The organism is Lebetimonas sp. JH292, assembly GCF_000523275.1.
Classification (GTDB): domain Bacteria; phylum Campylobacterota; class Campylobacteria; order Campylobacterales; family Nautiliaceae; genus Lebetimonas.
Window position 1 is genome coordinate 737872 of the sequence record NZ_ATHQ01000001.1, and the last position, 23206, is coordinate 761077.

At 28.6% G+C, this 23206-nt stretch carries 28 protein-coding genes and 2 pseudogenes; 28 read left to right on the forward strand and 2 right to left on the reverse strand.

The genetic code is table 11. From position 1 onward, the window contains the following. Positions 1-26 precede the first annotated feature (26 nt). The 20 genes and pseudogenes from DZ64_RS0104440 to gmhA all read left to right on the forward strand — a co-directional run bounded on the left by DZ64_RS0104440 (position 27) and on the right by gmhA (position 13325). On the forward strand, positions 27-944 hold the full coding sequence (locus DZ64_RS0104440; RefSeq protein WP_024789601.1) for a glycosyltransferase family 9 protein: 918 nt from the start codon (positions 27-29) through the stop codon (positions 942-944). Between the two features lie 98 nt (positions 945-1042). Next, a complete protein-coding gene (locus DZ64_RS12265) occupies positions 1043-1201 on the forward strand; it encodes a hypothetical protein (RefSeq protein WP_156922614.1) in 159 nt (52 codons plus the stop codon). A 50-nt stretch (positions 1202-1251) separates the two neighbouring features. Beyond that, a complete protein-coding gene (locus DZ64_RS0104455) occupies positions 1252-1758 on the forward strand; it encodes a lysophospholipid acyltransferase family protein (protein ID WP_084029321.1) in 507 nt (168 codons plus the stop codon). Between the two features lies 1 nt (position 1759). Next, on the forward strand, positions 1760-2518 hold the full coding sequence (locus DZ64_RS0104460) for a glycosyltransferase family 2 protein (RefSeq protein ID WP_051430034.1): 759 nt from the start codon (positions 1760-1762) through the stop codon (positions 2516-2518). Between the two features lie 2 nt (positions 2519-2520). Beyond that, complete coding sequence (locus DZ64_RS12655) at positions 2521-2670, forward strand: glycosyltransferase family 9 protein (RefSeq protein ID WP_236618648.1); 150 nt, start codon at positions 2521-2523, stop codon at positions 2668-2670. Next, positions 2664-2900 carry a glycosyltransferase family 9 protein gene (locus DZ64_RS12660; RefSeq protein ID WP_024789604.1) on the forward strand — a complete coding sequence of 79 codons (237 nt, stop codon included), beginning with the start codon at positions 2664-2666 and terminating at the stop codon, positions 2898-2900. Before DZ64_RS12655 ends, DZ64_RS12660 begins: the two co-directional genes overlap by 7 nt. Before the next feature lie 339 nt (positions 2901-3239). Then, the gene (locus DZ64_RS12665; RefSeq protein WP_024789605.1) at positions 3240-3434 is read left to right on the forward strand and encodes a hypothetical protein; all 195 of its coding nucleotides are present in this window, start codon (positions 3240-3242) and stop codon (positions 3432-3434) included. A 347-nt stretch (positions 3435-3781) separates the two neighbouring features. Next, positions 3782-4156, forward strand: coding sequence for a glycosyltransferase (locus DZ64_RS11415; RefSeq protein ID WP_255327539.1), 375 nt, complete (start codon positions 3782-3784; stop codon positions 4154-4156). Continuing rightward, entirely contained in the window at positions 4149-4295 is a 147-nt protein-coding gene (locus tag DZ64_RS12525; RefSeq protein ID WP_173391329.1) for a hypothetical protein, read from the forward strand. Before DZ64_RS11415 ends, DZ64_RS12525 begins: the two co-directional genes overlap by 8 nt. A gap of 543 nt (positions 4296-4838) precedes the next feature. Next, a complete protein-coding gene (locus tag DZ64_RS12670; RefSeq protein ID WP_201768466.1) occupies positions 4839-4994 on the forward strand; it encodes a hypothetical protein in 156 nt (51 codons plus the stop codon). Next, positions 4984-5298 (forward strand): glycosyltransferase family 9 protein, encoded by a 315-nt coding sequence (locus DZ64_RS12675; protein ID WP_024789607.1) that lies wholly within the window; start codon positions 4984-4986, stop codon positions 5296-5298. The genes DZ64_RS12670 and DZ64_RS12675 overlap by 11 nt, the downstream gene beginning before the upstream one ends. A 2-nt stretch (positions 5299-5300) precedes the next feature. Further along, positions 5301-5567, forward strand: a complete 267-nt coding sequence (locus DZ64_RS0104510) for a hypothetical protein (protein ID WP_156922615.1) — start codon at positions 5301-5303, stop codon at positions 5565-5567. A gap of 41 nt (positions 5568-5608) precedes the next feature. Next, the gene (locus DZ64_RS0104515) at positions 5609-6088 is read left to right on the forward strand and encodes a glycosyltransferase family 9 protein (RefSeq protein WP_024789609.1); all 480 of its coding nucleotides are present in this window, start codon (positions 5609-5611) and stop codon (positions 6086-6088) included. Between the two features lie 429 nt (positions 6089-6517). Next, on the forward strand, positions 6518-6604 hold the full coding sequence (locus DZ64_RS14010; RefSeq protein ID WP_369792107.1) for a hypothetical protein: 87 nt from the start codon (positions 6518-6520) through the stop codon (positions 6602-6604). Positions 6605-7783: 1179 nt separating this feature from the next. After that, a complete protein-coding gene (locus DZ64_RS0104540) occupies positions 7784-8860 on the forward strand; it encodes a glycosyltransferase family 4 protein (protein WP_236618649.1) in 1077 nt (358 codons plus the stop codon). Further along, positions 8844-9737, forward strand: a complete 894-nt coding sequence (gene waaF, locus DZ64_RS0104545; protein WP_024789613.1) for a lipopolysaccharide heptosyltransferase II — start codon at positions 8844-8846, stop codon at positions 9735-9737. Before DZ64_RS0104540 ends, waaF begins: the two co-directional genes overlap by 17 nt. Positions 9738-9821: 84 nt before the next feature. Then, a pseudogene (locus DZ64_RS14015) lies at positions 9822-10264 on the forward strand (D-glycero-alpha-D-manno-heptose-1,7-bisphosphate 7-phosphatase). Beyond that, on the forward strand, positions 10261-11256 hold the full coding sequence (rfaD, locus tag DZ64_RS0104555; RefSeq protein ID WP_024789614.1) for an ADP-glyceromanno-heptose 6-epimerase: 996 nt from the start codon (positions 10261-10263) through the stop codon (positions 11254-11256). Before DZ64_RS14015 ends, rfaD begins: the two are co-directional and overlap by 4 nt. Next, positions 11253-12626: a D-glycero-beta-D-manno-heptose-7-phosphate kinase gene (gene rfaE1 / locus DZ64_RS0104560; protein ID WP_024789615.1), complete on the forward strand. Its 1374-nt coding sequence runs from the start codon at positions 11253-11255 to the stop codon at positions 12624-12626. Before rfaD ends, rfaE1 begins: the two co-directional genes overlap by 4 nt. A gap of 165 nt (positions 12627-12791) precedes the next feature. After that, entirely contained in the window at positions 12792-13325 is a 534-nt protein-coding gene (gmhA, locus tag DZ64_RS0104565; RefSeq protein WP_024789616.1) for a D-sedoheptulose 7-phosphate isomerase, read from the forward strand. On the opposite strand, the pseudogene murG reads toward gmhA, so the two are convergent. Continuing rightward, positions 13303-14325 (reverse strand): annotated as a pseudogene (gene murG / locus DZ64_RS14020) (undecaprenyldiphospho-muramoylpentapeptide beta-N-acetylglucosaminyltransferase). The gene gmhA and the pseudogene murG overlap by 23 nt on opposite strands. A gap of 48 nt (positions 14326-14373) precedes the next feature. Continuing rightward, on the reverse strand, positions 14374-15513 hold the full coding sequence (locus DZ64_RS0104580) for an FtsW/RodA/SpoVE family cell cycle protein (protein ID WP_024789618.1): 1140 nt from the start codon (positions 15511-15513) through the stop codon (positions 14374-14376). A gap of 185 nt (positions 15514-15698) precedes the next feature. On the opposite strand from DZ64_RS0104580, the gene flgB reads away from it, so the two are divergent. From flgB to DZ64_RS0104620, 8 genes are all read left to right on the forward strand, one after another. Then, the gene (gene flgB / locus DZ64_RS0104585) at positions 15699-16106 is read left to right on the forward strand and encodes a flagellar basal body rod protein FlgB (protein ID WP_024789619.1); all 408 of its coding nucleotides are present in this window, start codon (positions 15699-15701) and stop codon (positions 16104-16106) included. Positions 16107-16184: 78 nt separating this feature from the next. Continuing rightward, positions 16185-16682 carry a flagellar basal body rod protein FlgC gene (flgC, locus tag DZ64_RS0104590; RefSeq protein ID WP_024787448.1) on the forward strand — a complete coding sequence of 166 codons (498 nt, stop codon included), beginning with the start codon at positions 16185-16187 and terminating at the stop codon, positions 16680-16682. 10 nt (positions 16683-16692) lie between these two features. Next, positions 16693-16983, forward strand: coding sequence for a flagellar hook-basal body complex protein FliE (gene fliE / locus DZ64_RS0104595; RefSeq protein ID WP_024789620.1), 291 nt, complete (start codon positions 16693-16695; stop codon positions 16981-16983). Beyond that, complete coding sequence (locus DZ64_RS0104600) at positions 16983-18713, forward strand: penicillin-binding protein 2 (RefSeq protein ID WP_024789621.1); 1731 nt, start codon at positions 16983-16985, stop codon at positions 18711-18713. Before fliE ends, DZ64_RS0104600 begins: the two co-directional genes overlap by 1 nt. After that, entirely contained in the window at positions 18697-19767 is a 1071-nt protein-coding gene (locus tag DZ64_RS0104605) for a mechanosensitive ion channel family protein (protein WP_236618650.1), read from the forward strand. Before DZ64_RS0104600 ends, DZ64_RS0104605 begins: the two co-directional genes overlap by 17 nt. Positions 19768-19811: 44 nt before the next feature. Beyond that, complete coding sequence (locus tag DZ64_RS0104610) at positions 19812-21065, forward strand: hypothetical protein (protein WP_024789623.1); 1254 nt, start codon at positions 19812-19814, stop codon at positions 21063-21065. Positions 21066-21145: 80 nt separating this feature from the next. Further along, complete coding sequence (locus DZ64_RS0104615) at positions 21146-21568, forward strand: Hsp20/alpha crystallin family protein (RefSeq protein ID WP_024789624.1); 423 nt, start codon at positions 21146-21148, stop codon at positions 21566-21568. Between the two features lie 153 nt (positions 21569-21721). Further along, positions 21722-23008 carry an NCS2 family permease gene (locus DZ64_RS0104620; RefSeq protein WP_024789625.1) on the forward strand — a complete coding sequence of 429 codons (1287 nt, stop codon included), beginning with the start codon at positions 21722-21724 and terminating at the stop codon, positions 23006-23008. Positions 23009-23206: the final 198 nt, after the last annotated feature.

Sequence of the window (23206 nt, forward strand, 5' to 3'; positions counted from 1 at the left end):
TTTACATATTTTACCAAAAGGAAATAATGGAAGCAATAATAAAACTCAGTTCTCTTGGAGATATAATTCATTCACTTATTGTTTTGCCTAAACTTAATAAAAAAGTTGATTTTTTTGTGGATAATGTTTTTAAAGAAATTTTAGAATATAATCCTTTTATTGAAAATATTGTGCCGGTTAAATTAAGACAAGCAAAAAAACAAAAAAGTTTATATATTAAAGAATTTGTAAGACTTAAATCAATGGATGCGTATGAGAGGGTATATGACCTGCAGGGGCTGATTAAAAGTGCTCTTTTGGCAAGACTTGTCGGTGATATAGTGGTTGGTTTTAAAAATCCAAGGGAGAAAATAGCCAGGTTTTTTTATGATGAAAAAAAAGATGTTTTAGGCGAAATTGCTATTAGAAGATATATCAATCTTTTCGGCTTTGATGATACTCAGTATTTAAAAAATCATCCAAAACTTTTGTTTTATAAAGATAAAGAGTTTGAATTTTTAAGCAAAACTAAAAAAAACATAGTTTTTATAATAGGGGCAAGCTGGGAGTGTAAAAAAACGCCTTTAAAAATATGGGATAAACTGGCAAAACATTTTAAAAATGAAAATATAATTATTCCTTATTATGGGGAAAGCGAAAAAAAAGATGCATTTTTTTTGGCTGAAAATAATTCAAACATTTTGCCGATTAGCTTAAATCTAAATGCTTTAAAAGCATTAATTGATAAGTGTGATTTACTTATTGGAAACGATACTGGTCCTAGCTTTATAGCGTGGGCAAACAATATTAACAATGTGATTTTATACGGCTGTACATATAATAACAAAATTTATGAAAACAAGTTTTCTAAAAGTGTAGAAATGCAAAAAAGCATAAAAAAAGGCTTAATGGTAATGGATAAAATGGATTTAAATCAAATTTTAAAGAAAATTGATGAATTTTAAAAATTTAAGTTATTACGGATTTAATATGTTAGAATTTATAATTAAATATACCCTCTGTTTAGTGTGTATCATTTGGACAATAAAAGGAAAAAAGTAATTTGCATAAATTTAAATTTGGCATATGGACATTAAGTAAAGAAAAAAAAGAAGAAATTACAAAAAAAGTTAATGAGAATTTTATAAATAATCTCTTTGAATTTATCGAACTTTCATTTATTTCAAAAGAAGAACTCAGAAAGAGAATTGAGTTTAAATAATTTAGATAAAATAAAAGAAGAGTTTAATATAAAGGGCCTGTAACTGGGAAATAGCTACATCTGCAATAGGTGCTTTTGTGACGCCTATAAGCGCAGTTGTAAGAAATATAGAAAATTCTAAGCTTAATGAAAAAATAAAAAGAACAAGGGAAAAATTCGGAGTTAGAATTTATAATAAAAAAGGGGCTCTTAAGCATTTGATGAAAGATTTGAAGGACAATAAAAGTATTGGAATTTTGGTAGATCAGAATACGGCTGAAAATGAAGGGGTGGAAACAGTTTTTTTTGGCAAAAAAGTTTTACATACACCATCAGCCTGTTTGCTTAGTAAAAAATTTAAAATCCCAATTGTTATGGATTTGGTTGAAAGAGTAAAGGATAAATGGATTATAGATTTTAAAGAAATTTTTTATACCAATGATATTCAATCTTCAGTGGATAAACAATCAAAAATTATTGAAGAAGAGGTGAAACAATATCCAGAACTTTGGTATTGGTTTCATAAAAAATTTAAACATTTTTATGAAAATGAATACAATAAAAAATGTAAAGTGTAAAATGAAAAGTGTATTTTACTCATCTGGCTGCTTAAAAAGCGGTCACGATGAAAAAATAAGTATAGTAATTTTGACAAAAAATAGTGAAAAATATTTAGAAAAAGTATTAAAAAGTGTAGAATTTGCTGATGAGGTAATTATTTATGATAATGGAAGTGAAGATAATACATTAGAAATTTCTAAAAAGTTTGAAAATACCAAAATTTTTATAGATAATAAGTGGGAAGGGTTTGGCAGACAAAAACAAAAAGCTGTAAATAAAGCATCTAATAAATGGATATTTGTATTAGATAGCGATGAGGTTTTTACTGAAAATCTTAAAAATGAGGTTTTAGAAGTTATTAAAAATCCGAAGTATGATGCATATAAAGTGGCAAGGCTTAATAACTTTTTTGGTAAATGGATTAGACACTGCGGGCTTTTTCCTGATTTTAGTATAAGACTATTTAACAAGGAAAAATGTTTTTTTAATAAAAGAATAGTGCATGAAAGTGTGGAATATGAAAGGGTAGGAGAGCTTAAAAACTATTTTCTGCACTATGCATATGAGAGTGTTGAAGAATTTATTGACAAGCAAAACAGATACTCAAGCCTTGGTGCTAAACCTAATAAATTAAAAGCTATTTTTTCTCCATATTGGACTTTTTTTAAAATTTATTTTTTAAAGTTAGGTTTTCTTGATGGATGGAGTGGCTTTGTAATTGCTAAACTTTATAGTGAATATACTTTTTGGAAATACGTTAAAAAAATGGATAATTGAAAATGGAAAATGAAAAATTAAAAATATTGGTAGTTAAATTTAGAAACATTGGAGATGTTTTACTTACAACACCTTTAATTAAAAATTTAAAACTAAATTACCCTGATTCACAAATTGATTGTGTAGTAAATAAAGGCACAGAAAGATGCTAACACTAAATCCAAATATTAATAATATTTTTACTTATGATAAAAGTTATTTTAAATCCCTTCCAAAACTAAAAAGAATAATAGAAGAATTTAAATTTTTAAATAGTTTTAGAAATTATGATATAATAATAAATACAACAGAAGGCGATAGAGGGGCTTTTATTGCAAAATTTAGCAGGGCAAAAATAAAAATAGGATTTTCTCCAAAAAAAAATATCTTTTTAAAGAGTTAAAATTTTTTGGGATAAAAAAGATGATGAGTTTATTGACAGTTTTAATTTACCTAAAAAATTTGTTCATTTTCATCCGGCGAGCAGATGGCTTTTTAAATGTATAGATGATACAATTTCAGCAAAAATTATTGATTTTATTCAAGAGGAGCTAAATTTAAGGGTAGTTTTAACGGCAGCTCCTGTTGAAGCAGAAATTAAAAAAATAGAAAATATTAAATCTTTATGTAAAACAAATTCAAGTGAGTTATGTGAGAAAACTTAGCTTAAAACAGACTCCCTGTAATTGCATTTTTTGGACCGAGCGGGGCTTTTAATTGGGGGCCTTGGGATAATAATTTAATGGAGAGTGGATATAATAAAAAAAACGGATTTCAAAAAATGGGAAAACATAGAGTTATTCAGGTAGATTGTGGGCAGGATGGATGTAATGGAAGCAAGATAAGCGAATGTTTAATAAGCGGACTTGATTTTGATTTGAAGTTTTTTGGGGAGTGGAGAAAGATAGCGTTTTATTTAAAAGACAAGAAGAAATAAGAGGGGAATTTTTTGATTTTTAAATTAAATAAGATTTATAATTATGCGGTGTAAAGGTAATTCGCACAAGACATCTTTTAACTCCTTAGCAGACAAGTAAAAGAATATTTAGAAAGTGTAGGGGTTAAAAAAGAGAAATTAGAGGTTATTTATACAGGTATTGATACAGATAAGTTTAAACCTTTTAGCGGTTATTAAGAGGTGAATATAATATTAATAATGATACTGTAATTATAGGGCAAAAAGACATATAGATTTATTAGAGGCTATAAAACCTTTAGAAAATATAAAAATTGTAATAGTTGGGAATGGTCCGCAGGAGATGAATATTAAAAATTTTATAAAAGATAGAAAATAAAGTTTTGATGCTTGGTCATAGAGAAGATATAGATAAAATTTTACCTAATTTTGATATTTTTGTATTGCCTTCAAATCTTGAAGCTCTTGGGACCGCTCTTTTAGAAGCTCAGTCTTGCGGTGTGCCTGTTGTGGCAAGCAGGGTTGGTGGAATTCCAGAGTGTGTGAGTGAAGGTAAGACAGGGTTTTTGTTTGAAAAAGAAAATGTAAATGAATTAGGAGAAAAGTTAATCAAGTTAATAGAGAATAAAAACTTAAGATATGAATTTTCAAAAAATGCAATAGAATGGATAGAAAATAATTTTTCAACTCAAAAAATGGTTAAAGATACCGAAAATTTGTATAAAAGAATTATAAATGAATAGTGTGCCGGTTTTAATGTATCATCATATTTTAGAAAAAGATAGTTTTATTGCAAGTAGCATAGAAAATTTTGAAAAACAGATGAAGTTTTTAGCAGAAAATAATTTTAAAATAGCGGTTTTTATTAGGATGGAGGGATAATTACTATTTTGCATATCCTGTTTTAAAAAAATACAATTTAAAAGCATATTTTTAGTAACTGAATGGATTGAAAAAGCAAGTGAAAAAAAATCAGAATTTAAACCTCTAAAACATAATGAGGCTAAAAAAGAAGTCCAGATTAATCCTTCATCAGTTATTTTAAATTGGAATGAAATAGAAAAAATGAGTGATGTTTTAGATTTTCACTCACATACTCATTCGCATAGGGATGGAAGAAGAGTTTGAAAAATCAAAAGAAATTTTAAAAAATAGGCTTGGTGTTGATTCAAAACATTTATGCGCTAAAAAAACAGATAAAAATTTTTTCTAATCCAATTTTTGGATATTTATATTCAAAGGTAAAACCTGAATGAAAATTTTGCTTGTTAGAAATGATAATATTGGAGATTTAATTTGCACAACTCCTGCTATTGAAGCTTTAAGAAAAAAATATCCTGATGCTCAATTTATGTTTACATAAAACCAAAGCATAAAAAAAATTTATCTGATAAAATTAAAGCATTAGGCGGTAAGATAAAAATTATGAGTGAAATTTTTTTTGAAAAATATGACGCGGCAGTTGTTTTTAGAAGCGGATATTCAAGTTCGGCTGGTTTAGAACCTTTGAGAATTAAACAAGGTGATGAAAAAATGTTTTTTTATATGCCTGAGAATTTTAAGAAAAAATATGAAGATTAAAAAAATTATATTTGTTATTGATAAATTAGATGAAAATATTATAATTACAGCAGAACCAAGTGATTTTGAAAATGCAAAATGGCTTGAAGAAAACAGTAAAGCTAAATGGATAAAAACTGAAAGTCTTTTAGATTTAGCCGGGTTAATCAGCAATGTAAAATTATTTGTTAGTCTTGATGGCGGGGCTATGCATATAGGACCTGCTCTTGGAGTTAAAACAATTGCAATTAGTGGCAAAACAAATATGAATAAATGGTATCCTTGGGGATATAAAGATTTGGTAACTCAGGATGAAAATATTTGAGTTTGTTTGAAAAAATAATTAATCTGTTTTTATCTCCTGCAAAATCTATAGAATATTTAAAAATTAATGATAATGATAATTTTGTAGTTATATCAAATACCGCATTAGGAGATACATTACTATCAACTCCTGCTATAAAATCACTTAAAAAATCTTTTCCAAATAATAAAATTATTGCAGTTTTAATAGCTGTTTTAAGTGGCAGTGAATATATATTATTTAAAAAAATATTTATAAAAAAAAACCAACATGCTATAGAAGATGATTAGATTTAATCAAAAAAATAGGTGGAAAAATAATTGAAAAAGAGATGAAAATAGGAAATGTTTTAAATAAAGAATATTTACAATTTAAGAATTATATTGGTTTTCAAGTAGGGGCTGCTGATGTTTATAAGATGTGGCCGATTGAAAGATTTAGTAAATTGGCTGAAAAATTATTAAAAAATAATGAAAAAATTGTAATATTAGGCACTCAAAACGAAAAAAAATTGGGAGATAAAATAATACAAAATGTTGGCAATAAAAATATTGTAAATATGGATACAGGCACAATGCATTTGGCGATTGCACTTAAAACTCCTACGGTTTCACTTTTTTCAGCTACAGATTCAAAAACTATAGGACCTTATCAGGATTTAGAACTTCATAAAGTTATTCAAAAAAATGGCAGTTTTGTCCAAAAATTGCCTAAAAAACAAAGAGACAATTCTGCAATGCAATTAATTGATGTAAATGAGGTTTTTGAAAAATATGAGGAATTAAATAATTATTTAAAGAGCAGAAAATGAAATTTTGTAATAGCTAAAACAATAAAAAATATAAAATATGTTGAAATTCCTTTGAAAATGTTTGATTTTATTCCAAGAGATAAAATTATTGATTTAGGAAACAGATTTAGGAAATGGTGGGAAAGGGTATATTTTTTTAATTCATATAAATCAAATAAAAAAAAATATTGAAAACAGATACAAAAGAAAAGTGAAAGTTTTATATAATGGTGTTGATATAGAATAAATTAAAAAAATTTGATTAAGTGTTGGAATTAGAAGTTTTACATATAGTTGAAATATTGCCTGAATTACCAGAAAATTTTATATATGTTTTAATAGGTTAGAAAATTTAAAGAATTAGATGAAGAAAATAAAGTTTTATTTATTGAAAATAAAGAGCTTTATAAATTTATCAATATAGCTGATATATTTATTGGAGTACCTGTAATTGCAAGCAATAATGGGGGTATGAAAGAAATAGTAAAAAATGGAGAAAACGGATTTTTATTTGAAATAAACAAAAAGAAGAATTAAAAAAAAGAATTTTAAAAGCTATAAATTAGAATATATAAAAATATTTTTTTTAATATTGGTTTATCAGGGGCTGTTTTATTTTCTTATGATAGATTTGTTTTTAAATTTTGATAAAATAAAAAAAATTTATATTGAGTATTACCAAGATGAAAAAACTCTTTTTATTCTTTTTAGTTTTATTTTAATTTCAATTATTATTTCTATTATTTTTTCTTTTTCTAATTCTTTGCCATCATGGAGAGTTGAGTTTTTAAATATATTTTTGTTTATGTTAGTTTCATTAAGTGTAGAAACAAAAGAACTATTAAAAAATATATTGTTTATTGCTACAATATGTGCATATTTTGATATATTGATTCCTTTTGTGTTTATTTCTTTGTTTTTAATAAAATATATAATCTTTAAACTTTTATTAAGTATAATTTTTTTATTTGGATTATTTGAATTATTTTTAATTTATAAAAATTCTTATATAATAAGGAAATAACTTTCATTATTGGTCTGATGAACCTTTTTTACTTCAAATTTTTTATAAAGAAGGTATTTTGGGATTAATTGCTTTTTTAGCAAACTATTTAAAAATTTAAATTTATTTACTTTGATTTGATTTTTTATTTTATGATTTCTTTTATATCGTATATCCTGAAAAATTGCCATCTAAAAAAGCAAGGGCTATTTCTGTTGTTAATACAGCTTGTGAATTATCTAAAATTGTTGATACTACTTTAATTTATGAAAAAAGTGAGAATAATGTTTTAGATTTTTATGAACAAAATTTATTATAAGAAGTAATAAAATTTTTAATTTAAAAAAAAAAGAAATAAAAAAATATGATTATTTTAAAAAAAAGGAGAAATAGAGAAAATTGCTTATGAAGATAAGAAATTTAAAACTATTTTAAATGTTTCAAAATTACATTTTTTGAATATAAAAAGAAAGATTTTAATTAAATAAATTTTTATTGTACTTAAAATGATAGGAGATGGAAATAGAAAAAAAGAATTGCTAAATAAAGCTGCTAACAATATTGAATTTTTAGGTTTTAAAAAACTCTGATATTAGTTCTCATTATAATAAATTTTCTACACCTATCAAACTTTATGAATATTTAATGACTTCTAATATTGTTTTGGCCAGTTAAAGCAGGTGATAAAATATATTATCTTTGCCAAAAGAAAATTGGAAAAATTTTATAAAAATGCTTATGAAACAGGAAAACAGTTTACTTGGGAAAACAGGGCGATGAAAAAACTAACCCTCCTTCGTCTTAAAAAAAACCTCTTTGGCGGGGCTGAGAGGTATTTAGAAAGACTTAGTAATGAGCTTAAAAAACAAAATATTGATTATGAAATAATTTATTGTAATTGTCCTAAATTAATGCCTAGCTTTTTAAAGGCTCTGTGGTATAACCTGCAGGTTTGCTTAAATAAAAAAAATAAGTTTTATTTCTCACTGGAAAGAGTTACATGTCCTGATATTTATAGGGCTGGAGATGGGGTGCATAAGGCTTTTTTAGAAACTAAAAAATCAATTAATCCACTTCATTTTATTTATCTTTTTATAGAAAAAAGAATGTTTAAAAATGCTAAAAAGATTATTGCAAATTCTAATATGGTAAAAAATCAAATAATTAAATATTATGGAATTGATAAAAATAAAATTGAAGTAATTTATAACGGTATTCCTTTAAAAGAAAAAGTTGATTTTAGTGATGTTAAAAAAGAGTTTAATTTAAAAAATGAAAAAATTATTCTTTATGTTGGGAGCGGGTTTGAAAGAAAAGGTGTGAAAGAAGCGCTTGAAATTATTGCAAAAGTAAAAAGAGATTTTAAATTTATTGTTATTGGAAAAGAGAAAAAAATAGATTTTTATAAAAATTATACAAAACAATTAGACGTTGAAAAAAAGGTAATTTTTACAGGTGCTAGAAGTGATGTGGATAAATTTTATTCAATGGCTGATATTTTTCTTTTTCCTACGAAATATGAGCCTTTTAGTAATGTAATATTAGAGGCAATGAATTTTGAATGTGTTGTATTTACTACAAAACAAAACGGGGTTAGTGAAATTTTGCCTGAATTTAATGTAATGGAAAATTCGAATGATTTAAGTGTAATTGATAAAATAAATATGCTTTTAGAAAATGATAAAATATTAAATGAAAAAAAACAGCAAATGAAAGAAATTTCAAAAAAATTTAGTATAGAAGAAAATGTAAAAAAAACACTTAAGGTTATAAATGAAACTCTTAATTGAATCTCCAACATGGCTTGGCGATGCAGTAATGGCAAGTGGAGCAATAGAGAAGCTTCTTGAATATTTTAAACCTGAAAAATCTATTCTTTTTGGTAGTTTTGTATCAACTGAGCTATTTAAAGAAAAATTTGATGAAGTTATTGTTGATGATAGAAGGCATAGATTTAAGCAATTTTTTAAATTACCAAAAGTTGATTTATTTATAAGTTTTAGGGGAAGTTTGTATTCAAAAGTTATTAAACTTAAAGCAAGGAGGGGTTTTACATTTGACAATAAATATTCTGGTCATATGGTTGAAAAGTATTCAAAATATGTAAATAAAATTATAAAAGAAAATAAAATTTATCCTCCAAAACTTGATTTTAAGCCCTTTGAATTTGTGAAGCCAACAATTGGTATTAATCCTGGAGCCACATACGGGAGTGCAAAAAGATGGTATCCAGAGAAATTTGCTGAAGTTGGAAATTATTTTAAAGATTATAAACTGATAATTTTTGGAGGTCCGGGGGAAGAAGAAATAGCAAAAGATATAGAAAAAAATTTAAACCATCCCGATTTTTTAAATCTTTGCGGAAGGCTTAGTATAAAAGAGCTTTGTGAGTACATTGGAGGGCTTAAGCTTTTTATTACAAACGATTCTGGCCCAATGCATATAGCGGCGGTTTATAATGTGCCAATTGTAGCTATTTTTGGGCCAACAGATTATAAAGAAACATCTCCATGGAGCAAAAATTATAAAATAGTTACCAAAAATTTAGAGTGTGCTCCTTGTAAAAAAAGGGAGTGCCCTATTAAAACGCATGAATGTATGAAAAGTATAAAAGCCGATGAGGTGATTGAAGCGGCAAAAGAGTTGCTAATTAAAAATGAAAAGTGAAGAGTTAAAAATTAATGGAAAATGAGCGAAAATTAGCAAAATAGATTAAAATCATCTGTCTGCTTGAAAAGAGAAAGATGAAAAGTGAAAAATAAAAGTAAACAAATAAAAGCGGCATTTTTAGACAGGGACGGGGTTATAAATATAGATAAAAATTATGTTCATAAAATAGAAGATTTTGAATTTAAAGAGGGAATTTTTGAACTTTTAAAAGATATTACAGGGAAGAGGATTTTCAAAAATTAACTCAATATATGCTAAATGAACTTAAAAAAAGAGGTATTGAAATAAAAGAGGTTGCTTTTTGCCCTCATCATCCAGATGAAGGGTGTGAATGCAGAAAACCAAAACCGGGGATGATACTTAATTTAGCTAAAAAATATAATATTTCTTTAAAAGATTCCATAATGATAGGCGATAAAATAAGTGATATTAAAGCCGGGAAAAATGCAGGAGTTGGAAAAACTTATTTAGTTAAAGATTCGTTATTTGATATAATTGAAAAAATCAAAAAGGATTTTTCATGAAGTATGTTGATATTGATTTTAACAATAAAACTATTTTAATTACAGGAGGCGCTGGATTTATAGGAAGCAATTTAGCTTTTTATTTTCAGGAAAATTATCCTCAAGTAAAAGTAATAGTTTTTGATAAATTTAGAACGGAAGAGACTTTTTCAAATGGAAATTTAAAATCATTTGGTCATTTTAAAAACTTGCTTGGATTTAAAGGAATTGTAATAAGCGGGGATATTACAAAAAAAGAGGATTTAAAAAGACTTGAAGTTTATGATATTGATTATATTTTCCATGAAGCCGCAATTTCTGATACGACTGTTTTAGATCAGAAAATAATGATAGATACAAATGTAAATGCTTTTAAGGATTTATTGGACCTTGCAGTTAAAAAAGATGCTTCTATGATTTATGCAAGCTCTGCGGCGACTTATGGAAATTCAAAAGTTTTTAAAGTAGGGCATGAAAATCCAAATAATGTTTATGGGTTTAGTAAATTAATGATGGATAATTTAGCAAAAGAGTATTATGATAAATTAAGATTAGTGGGGCTTAGATATTTTAATGTATACGGACCGAGGGAATATTTTAAGAATAAAACAGCTTCAATGATTTTGCAGTTTGGACTTCAACTGCTTAAAGGTGAGAGTGCAAAACTGTTTGAGGGAAGTGATAAAATAAAAAGGGATTTTATATATGTAGAAGATGTAATTCAGGCAAATATAAAATCTTGTGAGGCTGAAAAAAACGGAGTTTATAATGTAGGGACTGGAAAGGCAAGAAGTTTTCAGGATATCGTGGATATATTAAAAAAAGAGCTTAATATAGAAAGAGAAGATACATATATTCCAAATCCATATAAAAAACAATATCAATTTTTTACCGAAGCTGATATTGAGGATACTAAAAAATATCTAGATTATAATCCAAGATTCAGCCTAGAAGAAGGGATAAAAGCATATCTTCCTGAAATTATTAGAATTTATGAAGAAGAAGTAAAATGATAGCTGTAATTGGTGATTTTATGATAGACCATTATTTATGGGGAAAAAGCAATAGAATTTCACCAGAAGCGCCTGTGCCGGTAGTGGAAGTTGAAAAAGAAGAAGATAGACTTGGTGGGGCTGGAAATGTTGTAAATAATTTAATAATCCTAGGTGCTGAGGTAATTGTTTCAAGTGTTATTGGAAAAAATTCAAAAAGAATGTTAAAACTATTAGAGGAAAAAAATGTTGATACAAACGGAATTTTTATAGATAAATCCCGTGAGACTATTATAAAAAGCAGGGTAATAGCGTCCCATCAGCAGGTAATCAGGTATGATAAAGAAAGTATTGAACCAATCAGTGAGGAATATGAAGAAAAAATAATTGAATTTTTAAATAACAATATTGAAAATATTGAAATAATTCTTTTAAGCGATTATGAAAAAGGAGTTTTGACCAAGAGTCTCACACAAAAAATAATCAAACTTGCAAATAGATTTAATAAAAAGCTTATAATTGACCCCAAAAAAGATTTTTCAAAATATATAAACGCATGGATGATTAAACCTAATAAAAAAGAGCTTGAAACTGCTGCTGGTATGAAAATAAAAAATAAAGATGATTTAATAAAAGCTGGATGGAAAGTTAAAAAAGAACTAAATTTAGATTATCTTTTAGTAACTCTTAGTGAAGATGGGATGGCGCTTTTTGCTGATAAATTTGTAGAAGTACCAACTCTTGCAAAAGAAGTTTATGATGTAACGGGAGCCGGAGATACAGTTTTAGCTAGTTTGGGATATTATTTAAGTAAAAGCAATGATTTAATAAAAGCTATGCATTTTGCAAATGCAGCAGCAGCTGTGGTTGTTGGAAAGCTTGGAAGTGAAGAGATAAAAGAGACAGAAAAAAGAATAGATAATAATGTAGATTATAAAATTGTAGATTTTAATACAATTGAAAAAATAGCAAATGATTTAAGAAGTGAAAATAAAAAAATAGTTTTTACAAACGGATGTTTTGATATATTGCATATTGGACATGTTAAATATCTTCAAAAAGCTAAGGCTCTTGGTGATAAATTGATAGTCGGTGTTAATTCAAATGAATCAGTAAGAAGACTAAAAGGCCCTAAGAGACAGGTAAATGATGAATATGATAGAGCCTATTTATTAGCTTCTCTTGAAGTTGTGGATTATGTGGTAATTTTTGATGAAGATACTCCTTATGAGCTTATAAAAAAAGTAAAACCTGATATTTTAGTAAAAGGTGCTGATTATAAAGGAAAAGAGGTTGTAGGAAGTAATATTGCAAAAGAAGTTAAGTTAATTGATTTTGTTGAAGGGAAAAGTACTACAAAGATAATAAAAAAAGTGAAAAATGGTGAGTAGTGAGTTGTGAGTAGCTAAGTTGCCAAGTTATACCAATTGACAATGGAAAATGGATAATGGAAAATAAGCGAAAATGAGCAAAGCGAATTACGCTCATCTGGCTGCTTGAAAAGCGGCCATGATGAAAAGTAAAAAAAAGGAAAAAAATGTTAAATAAATGTTTAAATGAAGCATATAGAAACAGCTAAAAAAATGGGAAAATTACTGCCTCTTGTTGTAAGTGCGGCTGAGCTTTGTTTGGTTTCTTTAAAAAACGGAGGTAAAATACTTCTTTGCGGAAATGGAGGAAGTGCCGCTGATTCTCAGCATATTGCAGCAGAGCTTAGCGGAAGATTTAAAAAAGAAAGAAAGGCTCTTGCTGGAATTGCACTAACAACTGATACTTCAGCATTAAGTGCAATAGGAAATGATTACGGATATGAATTTGTTTTTTCAAGACAGGTTGAAGCTTTAGCAAATGAAGAAGATACACTAATAGCTATTTCAACAAGCGGAAATTCAAAAAATGTGATAAATGCAATAAAAAGTGCAAAAAAAATAGGGGGTAAAGTTATAACTCTTACAGGAAAAGACGGCGGGGAGATGAAAGATTTAGGAGATGTAAATATTATAATTCCTAGTAATGATACTCCAAGAATTCAAGAAATGCATATAATGGTAGGGCATATGATTTGCGCTATGATTGATGAAGAGTTTTAAGAATTTCATCAACAATAAATTCAGCTCCGTTTTTTTGATTTAAATTTTTTAAATTTTTAGAAATTTCTTCTAAATTTGAATTAAATAAAATATCTAAAATTTTTTTATCTATTTCATTTTCCCTTATTACAAATCCGGCTTTTTTGTCTTCTAAAAATTTTGCATTATAATATTGGTGGTCACCGGCTGCATAAGGGTAGGGAATAAAAACTGTAGGGATCTGGTTTGCAACAAGTTCAAACAGAGTTGAAGCTCCTGCTCTGCTGATTGCAAAATCAGCTTTTGCGATTTTTTCTACTAAATTTTTTGAAAAATCAAAAATATCAGCTTTAATATTATTTTTTTCATAAAAATTTTTTACCCTTTCAAAATCTCTTTTTCCTGTTTGATGAATAATTTGTATATTTTTTTCTTTTAAAATAGGAGCAATAGATATAGCTAAATTGTTTATTGCAATCGCCCCCTGGCTTCCTCCTAAAAAAATAACAGTTTTTAGCTCTTTCCTAATTCTATTTTTTTCAAAAAAAATATCTTCAACAGGATAAGGGTTATTGTTTAAAAATGTTGAAAAAAAGCGTTTGCTAAAAGGTTTTAAAAGTTTGTTAATGAGCCGATATGGGCGTTTTGTTCATGGATAAAAAGGGGAATATTGCTTGTTATAGCGGCAAAAGCTGCTGGGGCTGCAGAATATCCCCCTACGCTAAAAACTGCTTTTATATTATTTTCTTTTAAAATTTTTTTAGCTTTAATTGAAAGTTTTATTATGTTTGTAAGTGAAACTATTTTATTTAATCCTTTTTATTAACAACTCCATACGATGACAAAAAATATCTTTTTTAAATCCTTCATCTTTAAAAAACCAATCTATTTCTGCTCCAAAAGATGAACCTATATAAATTGGATTTAATTCTCTTTTTTTTAATTCTTCTTTTATAATTTTTGCTATTTTTAGGTGTCCCCCTGTCCCTCCGCCAGTAATTGCAATATTTAAATTTTCCATTTATTCTCCAATTTCACCATTTTCACTACTCACAATTTTCACCATTTATTATAACTTAGCTCTTTTACTAACCATCAAAACCATTCCAATTGCTGTTAAAAAAGCAAGAAGTGAACTTCCTCCATAGCTTAAAAATGGGACTGTTAAACCTTTAATTGGGATAAGTGAAGTTACTCCAAGTCCGTTTAAAATAAACTGAAGTGAAATTAAAGTCCCTATTCCAAAGGCAAAAAGCTGATATTCTTTTTTTTCGCTCCTGTTTGCAATTCTGAATATTCTGTAAATTAAGGCGCTGAATAAAATTATAATTAAGCTGATTCCTATTATACCTGTTTCTTCCGCAATACCGGCCAATACAAAATCGGTATGAACATCGCTTAAAAATCCGAGTTTGAATACACCGTTTCCTATGCCTTTTCCCAAAATTCCACCGTTGTGAATTGCATTCAAAGCTTCCTGGACCTGTCCGTAACTTGCTGGGGAAGTGTCAACTATCGGATGTGGGAAAAAATTTGATGACATAAGGGCCAACCATGCTTTAAACCTTAAAAGGCGGTATTTAGATGAAAAAACGGCTAAAATAAATACAAAAATACCGCCTGAAATAATTAAAGTGAATGTTTGAAATCTGCCACCTGCAATTAATAACATAAAAGCAAAAACTAAAGCCATTACCATAACCTGTCCCAAATCTGATTGAAAAGCAAGTATCAGATACCAAAAACCTCCCAGTATTATAAGATAGGGTAAAATAAGTTTTACCTCTTCTTTTAGGGAATTGATGTTTTTTACTTTTCTTGTAAAAGACCATGATAAAAAAAATATTACTCCGATTTTGAAGAATTCAACGGGGGAAAATTTAAACGCCCCTATTTTTATCCATCTTCTTGCGCCATTAATTACAGGGGCAATACTTTCGGGTAAAAAAGGCATTAATATTACCAAAATGGAAGAAATTATAAAAATCAGCCATCCAAGCCTGTTAAACCATATATCAGGATTCAGAAATGAAAGAATCGTCATGATTGCAAAACCTAAAAAACCAAAAAAAAGATATCTGCTTACAAAATGATATTCCCCCAGATTTTTTGAAGTTTCTAAAAAAACAGGCAGAGAATACGAAAAAAGGGAACCTATCAGTAAAAATATGGCAACTATAATAAAAATTAACGCATCGACTTTTTGCAAAATTAACCTTTATAGTGTATAATTGATATAGAATTTTAGCATATAAAATAGTGAGTGGTGAGTTGTGAGTTGTGACTAGACAAGTTGCCAAGTTTAAAGTGAAAAATGGAAAGTGAAAAGTGAAAGCTGAGAGGTTGTAGGTAAAGGGAATAAAAATTGCTTGAGAATAAAAAAGGAGTTTTGGTTTGTTTAAAACAATTAATTTTTTGGAAAAATCACTTGAATACAGAAAAATCAGGCAAGATTTAATTGCAAGCAATATTGCAAACGCCGATACTCCTTATTACAGACCGAGAGATATAAGATTTGAAGATACCCTAAGAAATGAAATAGAACACAAAAATAATAAAAAATTAGAGCTTGCAAAAACTAATGCTATGCATTTGGAGCCTAAAAATGTAGAAGATAAAAATGAGCCTGTTGTGTTTTTCAGAGATGGTCATTTGGCAAGAAATGACGGAAACAGCGTTGATATAGATGTAGAAACTACGGAAATGGCAAAAAATGCCCTTATGTATAACGCCGAAGTGGCTGCAGTAAAAAAAAGAATAGATTTGTTTAAGCTGGTAATTGATTCAAGCAAGAATATATAGATAGTGAGTAGTGAGTTGTGAGTAGTGAGTTGTGAGTAGTGAGTAGCCAAGTGACAAGTTTTAAATAAAAGGAAAAAAATGGGTTTTTTAAACAGTTTTGATATATCCGGATACGGACTTTCAGCCCAGAGATTCAGAATAAATATCATTTCAGAAAATATTGCAAACGCAAATACCACAAGAACCGATGAAGGCGGGCCGTACAGAAGAAAAGAGGTTGTTTTTAAAGCTGTGCCTTTTGAAAAAACGCTTAACAAAGAACTTGAAAACAATGCTTCTTTTGCAGGATATGAAAATCCTTTGGATGAAGAGGGGGAAGACGGTGCAAAGGCGAAACCCCCTATTGAAACTGTAATGGTGGATAAAGTGGTAAGGGATGATTCAAAACCGATTTTAAAATATGACCCGACAAACCCTGATGCAAATGCCAAAGGTTATGTAGCGTATCCAAATATTAATCCTGTAATTGAAATGGCCGATTTATTGGAAGCAACAAGGGCGTATCAGGCTAACGTGGCGGCATTTCAGAGTGCAAAAACAATGGCGAACAGTGCCATAAACATATTACAAAGCTAAGGAATAAAGAATGGCTTTTATTAATAAAATAGATTCAAATATAAATATCGGAAATATACAAAATAAAAACAAATCAAATGATGATAATTTTGAAGAAATTTTAAAAAAAGAGTTAAATGAGACAAATAATTTACTACAAAGCGCCAAAAAAGCCGAAACCGATATAGCAACCGGAGATGTTAAAGATTTGGCAAAAGCAAGTATAACTATTCAAAAAGCGGAACTTAAAATGAAAATGATGCTTGAAGTCAGAAACAAGGCTATAAGTGCCTATAAAGAGCTACTTAAAACTCAAATTTAATGAAAAATATTAAAATACCTTTAGTTTATATTCTTTTTTTTATTCTTTTTTCAGTTATATTCGGCGCTTTTTTGTTTTTTTCGATTTATAGACCGAAATCATATTTCAATCCTTATATTAAAAAAATCGAAAGTGCGCTCAGAGGGAATATTGTCGCTGGTAATTTCACCTTGGCCAAGAGTGAGAGAATCTATGCTGTTTATATAGACCCTGATTATATATCGTTTTTTAAAAAAAAACTGTTTGTGGATTTATTCAGTATTTATACAGGTATAAAGAAAAAAGAAATTTCAAAGAAATTAAAAACTCATAAAAGAATTCTGCTGGCCGTTATAGACAAAAAAACAAAACAGCAGTTAATTTATTTGAGACGTATTCTCGATAAATACCGTGTTTTCATAAGTGTTAATGGTATAAGAAGAGGATATGACATTGAAAGCGTGGCTCCTAAAAATATAGACGGAAATATAGTCCTTTCACCTCTTTTTAAAAGGGTATATCCGTATAATGATACGTTTGAGCCGTATCTCGGAAGTTATTCAAAAGAAACACAAAAAGGAAACAACGGGATAGAAGAATATTATAATAATGTTTTAAGTCCTGGGGAAAACGGAATTATAACGGGATACAGGGATGTCGGGGGAAATATTATCTACGATAAAAATGCCGTTGTCAAATATCCTAAAAACGGAAAAACATTAAAGCTTAACATAAACATTGTTTTACAAAAAAGAATAGAAAATATTTTGGATGAGGCAAAAGAAAAATATAAAGCGGATGAGGTAATAGCCGCAGTAATGGAAAGTAAAAGCGGAAAAATTGTAGCATTGGCTTCTTCAAACAGGTTTAACCCAAACCATATAACAAAAAAAGATATTCCCAATATGAAAATATCAGCCGTAAGGGAGCTTTTTGAACCCGGCTCAGTTATGAAACCGATAACATTTGCCATTTTACTTGAACATAATAAAGTAAATCCTTATGAAGTATTGAATGCATACAACGGCAAATGGAAACCCGATTGGAGAAAAACTCCTATTATAGATGATAAGCCGTTTAAATGGCTGAGTGCCGAAAACGCAATTGTGTATTCAAGTAATATTGTCATGTCCCAGCTGGCGCTTAAGCTCTCTGCAAAAGAGCAGTTTTACGGTTACAGAAAATTTGGACTTGATAAAATAAGCAGAATCGATTTACCTTACGAATTAAAAGGTAGACTTCAACCTTTAAAACTTTATAATTATCCTGTTTACAAATCAACTTCAGCTTACGGATACGGAATAGTTGTCAATTTTATGGAACTTTTAAAAGCCTATAATGTATTTAACAATAACGGTGTTATGGTAACTCCTAAAATTGCCGATGTTCCTACGGATAAAAAAAAGGTTATTAAGACCTTAACGGCGAATGAAATGCTAAATATTCTAAGAAAAGTTGTTTTAAAAGGGACGGCAAAGGCTGCTTTAATGGATAATATATTTACCGCAGGGAAAACAGGAACCGCCCATATAACCCAAAACGGGGCTTATCAGAAAGTTTATAATTCCTCTTTTTTCGGATTTGCCGATGCAAACGGTAAAAAATATACCATAGGTGTTACATTCTTCCATGTAAAAGCACCTTTCCCGTATTATTTTGCATCAGCCACAGCTGTGCCAATTTTTAAAAAAATTGTTATAATTATGAAAGATGAAAAAATATTTGGGGGAAAGGATGAGGGGAATAATTGAAATTTTAAACACTACTTTTTTAAATACGCCTTTATATAAAATAATTCTGGCTTTTATTGTTTTATTTATATTTTTGGTTTTCAGAAAAATTTTTACACTTTTTGTTCTTTCGTTTTTCCAAAAACTCTCTTCAAAAACCAAAACCGATATAGACGACAAATTTTTTGCCGCATTTAAAAATCCATTGAGATTTTTATTTGTTATAGCCGGTATTTGGGGGTTTTTTTATTTTCTGAATCTTAAAGGCGAATTTTTAAACCATGCAATAAGAGGACTTTTAATTTTTGATATTTTTTGGGTAATGTATAATTTTGTATGTGAATTCGAAGACTGGGTATATCATCTGCTTGGAAAATACGGAAAAGCTTCGAGGGAATTGGCTTCTTTTCTTATAAAAATCACTAAAGCTTTTGTTGTTATTATCGGTATTGTGGCAATGCTTCAGGAATTTGGAATTAATGTTACAGGATTTATCGCTTCACTCGGTCTTGGCGGTTTGGCGTTTGCCTTGGCGGCAAAAGATACGGCTGCAAATCTTTTCGGCGGGATTGCAATACTGACCGACAATATTTTTAAAGTCGGAGAATGGGTGAAAATAGGAAATGCCGAGGGAATTGTGGAAGATATAGGAATGAGAACAACAAAAATAAGGGCTTTTGACAAAAGACTGATAGTTGTTCCGAATTCGGTAATTGCAGTTTCAAATGTAGAAAATTTTTCAAGGCGTGACAGAAGAAGGGTTATGATGAAAATAGGCCTTACATATTCTACAAGTGTGGAAAATTTAAACAAACTGTTAAATGAAATAAGAAGTTATTTAAAAAATCATTCTTTAATTCATAAAGAGCCCCTTTTAATATATTTTGATGAATACGCAGACAGTTCCCTTAATATATTTTGCTATTTTTTTACCAAAACTGCGGACTGGGAAAAATATCTGGAAATAAAAGAGGAAATAAATCTGGAAATTAAAAAAACCGTTGAAAAATATTCATCATTTGCATTTCCGTCAAACAGTGTATATTTTGAAACACCTATAAAGGTAGAACGATAAAATATAAAAAATTAATAATAATAATTTTAAGTATTTTTACATTATTGAAGTTTATAGTCTGGATAATATTTAATACGGCTATAGGAAAAAATATAATTAAATTTTATCTTCAAAAAGAAATTAATCATTATTTTAACAATATAAAAATAGAAAAACTTATAATTAATTATAATACTTTTTCCGTTTTATTAAATCAAAACGATAATATTTATAAATTATACGGGGAAATATTCCCTTTTGATGCGATTATAGATGGCAGGCTAAAATATATAGATTTGGCAAATAAAAAAATAAAAGAAAATGCAACAATAAGCGGAAACGTTGTAAAAAAAATTACAGGATACCTTATAAACAGTACGGTTTATTTTGATAATAATATAGGTTTTTTGAAAATAAAACTGAATAAAAGCACAAAAGATATAAATTTTAAAACCGGTGATATAGATTTAGGGTATGTTTTAAATAAACTGTCTGTCAAAATTCCGAAAAATCTTAATGGCAAAGTGAAAATTAATCTCTCTTCGAATAATTATAATTACAATATTTACGCTTTAATAAAAGGTTTTTATCAAAAAATTCCATTTAATTCAAATATAAATGTTTTTTTCAATTCGTTTAACAATATAAATATAAACGGTAAAATAAAGAGTAAAATTTTAGAAGGAAATTTTAAAGCCACAGTAGATAATAAAAACAACATTAAATATATTGTTGATCTGGATAAACTTGATTTAAAACTTTTTCCTTTGATGTATCCGTTTAAAGGCGAGGTAAGCTTAAAAGCGGAGAATAATCCGGAGTATGGAATAATAAAATTTAAAGGAAATAATTTCAGCGGATTTTATGACCAAAATATTACAAATATAGTTTTTGATATGCCCTCAGATATGTTTTTCAATTATATAAATTTACCCGATATTTTTGATTATGGAAAAATAACCGGTAGAATTGTTGTGTCCGATAAAGGCAGTTTTAATTTTTTAATTCAAAATGCCGGATTAAAAGAGGATATTTTAAAAAAACTCAATATAAAATACGATGAATTTGAAAAAATTTTTGTCAAAGGGACATTTAATAAAAAAGAGGTAGTTTTTGATTTATTATGCGATAAAAACGATTTGACTATTAGTATTAAAAAGGGAAAATTATTAATTAAGGGAGATAAAATAATACCGGTGTTTGTTTTAAATGTAAATGACGGGAAAGATTTATATATATATAAATTTAAAAATAACAGGCTTAAATTGTTAAAGAAAGAAAATCTTAATAATGAAAATAATCAAATATTAGTCTTTTAGTATAAACTTTCTTGACAAAGAATATAAAATTTGATATAATTTCACTGTAAATAAATAAAATTCTTTTAAAGGAGGGGATGATGTGGCCAACAGTATTTGATCCGTTTAAAGAATTACAAGATATAGAAAGAAGATTGGGAGCAGTTCTTGGAGCAAACAAACCTGTTCAAAAAGTGGAAGCTTTTACACCTGCTGTAAATGAAAAGGCAGATGAAAACGGCTATTATGTCGAAGTCGATTTGCCCGGCGTTAAAAAAGAAGATATTAATATCAGCGTAAATGAAGGAATTTTGAGTATCTCAGGTGAAAGAAAACTTGAGAAAAAAGAAGAAAAAGAAAATTATACAAGAATTGAAAGCTTTTTTGGAAGATTTGAAAGAAGCTTTAAATTGCCTTCAGATGCAGACGCTGAAAAAATTGAAGCAAAATTTGAAGATGGGGTGTTAAAAGTGTTTATTCCAAGAAAACCTAAAGCCGAAGGTAAAAAAATAGAAATTAAATAAGGGGTTTTCCCTTATTTAATTATTAATTTATAAGTGACAGACACTTATAATTGTTTATTTGTATAAATTATTAAATTTTTAATCAGTCCTACCTTTTAAAAAGTTAATTCTATTTTAATAATTATGATATAATTTGCCCCAAAAAGGGCAAAAATGTTGGAAAAAATATTTAAACTTTCAGAAAAAAACACAAATGTTTCTACAGAGGTGAGAGCAGGATTAACTACATTTTTAGCTATGATGTATATAGTGCCTGTAAACGCTTCCATTATGAGTCTGACGGGAATGCCGTTTGATGAGCTTATTACGGCAACTGCAATCGTAACTATGATTTCCACCATATTAAACGGTATCTGGTCTAATACTCCTGTAGCTATGAGTGTAGGAATGGGGCTTAATGCATATTTTACTTTTGGTTTGGTTAAAGGAATGCATATTCCATGGCAGAGCGCCCTTGGTATTGTAATGATTTCCGGACTTATATTTTTAGCTCTTTCATTTACAAAATTCAGGGTTTGGGTTTTGGAATCGGTGCCTATTGATGTAAGAAGAGCTATAAGTGCAGGTATCGGAATGTTTATAGCGTTTATAGGGCTTAAGGGAATGGGTGTTATTGTGGATAATCCAGCTACACTTGTAAGTCTTGGAAATTTTCACGATCCTAAAGTTTTACTCGGTGTTTTCGGATTTATAGTGGCTGCTGTACTTTTTGCATACAGAATAAAAGGGGCTTTTATAATAGCTATTATAATCACTTCAATAGTAGCTTGGATACTGGGTTTAGGTGAGCTTCCAAAAGGGATTGTGTCTATGCCTTCTGGAATAGGAGATATAGCATTTCATTTTGATATAAAAAGTGTGCTTACACTGGCACTTTTACCTGTTATTATGACATTTTTAATTACAGATATGTTTGATACCATCGGTACACTTGCCGGAATTGGTATGAGGGCCGGTTTATTTAAAAAAGGCAGCCGTGAACTTCAAAAAACCCTTGAAGCAGATGCTGCCGCTACCGTAATAGGAGCCAGTCTTGGTACTTCTACCACAACATCGTTTATTGAAAGTGCCGCCGGAGTTGAAGAAGGGGGAAGAACTGGGCTTACCGCTGTGGTTACTGGGCTTTTGTTTATCACAACACTGTTTTTTCTTCCTTTATATAAAGCGATACCTGACAATGCCATTTATCCTATTTTGGTAATGGTTGGGGTTTTAATGTTTAGTGAGCTTAAAAATATCGATTTTTCAGACGGAACCGTAGCTGTTACAAGTTTTATTACAGCTGTTTTAATGCCTCTTACTTATTCTATTACTATAGGTATCAGTGCGGGTTTTGTCATTTATTTAATTTTGGCTTTGTTAAAAAGAGAATTTGATAAAATAAATGTCGGAACTGTAACTCTTGCATTAATAGGATTACTTGCGTTTATTTTTCATTAATTCCTTCTTTTAAGGAAATATCATACAAAATTTTTCTTTTTTTCTCACCACTCACCACCAACCGCTCACCACCCACTAAAATTATTTATGGTATAATTCCATCCCCCTGAACAAAATAGAGGCTTTGCATCTGTTAAAAAACAGTTGCAAGGGCTGGTCTATTGACCTAAGGGGAGATAAAAATAAGTGAAAAGTTAA

Bases quoted from the DNA above. Each gene is read 5' to 3' on its own strand.
- DZ64_RS0104440 (WP_024789601.1), top strand. From the start codon at position 27: ATGGAAGCAATAATAAAACTCAGTTCTCTTGGAGATATAATTCATTCA.
- DZ64_RS0104460 (WP_051430034.1), top strand. From the start codon at position 1,760: ATGAAAAGTGTATTTTACTCATCTGGCTGCTTAAAAAGCGGTCACGAT.
- DZ64_RS12655 (WP_236618648.1), top strand. From the start codon at position 2,521: ATGGAAAATGAAAAATTAAAAATATTGGTAGTTAAATTTAGAAACATT.
- DZ64_RS12660 (WP_024789604.1), top strand. From the start codon at position 2,664: ATGCTAACACTAAATCCAAATATTAATAATATTTTTACTTATGATAAA.
- DZ64_RS12665 (WP_024789605.1), top strand. From the start codon at position 3,240: ATGGAGAGTGGATATAATAAAAAAAACGGATTTCAAAAAATGGGAAAA.
- DZ64_RS12525 (WP_173391329.1), top strand. From the start codon at position 4,149: ATGAATAGTGTGCCGGTTTTAATGTATCATCATATTTTAGAAAAAGAT.
- DZ64_RS12670 (WP_201768466.1), top strand. From the start codon at position 4,839: ATGAGTGAAATTTTTTTTGAAAAATATGACGCGGCAGTTGTTTTTAGA.
- DZ64_RS12675 (WP_024789607.1), top strand. From the start codon at position 4,984: ATGAAGATTAAAAAAATTATATTTGTTATTGATAAATTAGATGAAAAT.
- DZ64_RS0104515 (WP_024789609.1), top strand. From the start codon at position 5,609: ATGAAAATAGGAAATGTTTTAAATAAAGAATATTTACAATTTAAGAAT.
- waaF (WP_024789613.1), top strand. From the start codon at position 8,844: ATGAAACTCTTAATTGAATCTCCAACATGGCTTGGCGATGCAGTAATG.
- rfaD (WP_024789614.1), top strand. From the start codon at position 10,261: ATGAAGTATGTTGATATTGATTTTAACAATAAAACTATTTTAATTACA.
- rfaE1 (WP_024789615.1), top strand. From the start codon at position 11,253: ATGATAGCTGTAATTGGTGATTTTATGATAGACCATTATTTATGGGGA.
- gmhA (WP_024789616.1), top strand. From the start codon at position 12,792: ATGAAGCATATAGAAACAGCTAAAAAAATGGGAAAATTACTGCCTCTT.
- flgC (WP_024787448.1), top strand. From the start codon at position 16,185: ATGGGTTTTTTAAACAGTTTTGATATATCCGGATACGGACTTTCAGCC.
- fliE (WP_024789620.1), top strand. From the start codon at position 16,693: ATGGCTTTTATTAATAAAATAGATTCAAATATAAATATCGGAAATATA.
- DZ64_RS0104600 (WP_024789621.1), top strand. From the start codon at position 16,983: ATGAAAAATATTAAAATACCTTTAGTTTATATTCTTTTTTTTATTCTT.
- DZ64_RS0104605 (WP_236618650.1), top strand. From the start codon at position 18,697: ATGAGGGGAATAATTGAAATTTTAAACACTACTTTTTTAAATACGCCT.
- DZ64_RS0104615 (WP_024789624.1), top strand. From the start codon at position 21,146: ATGTGGCCAACAGTATTTGATCCGTTTAAAGAATTACAAGATATAGAA.
- DZ64_RS0104620 (WP_024789625.1), top strand. From the start codon at position 21,722: ATGTTGGAAAAAATATTTAAACTTTCAGAAAAAAACACAAATGTTTCT.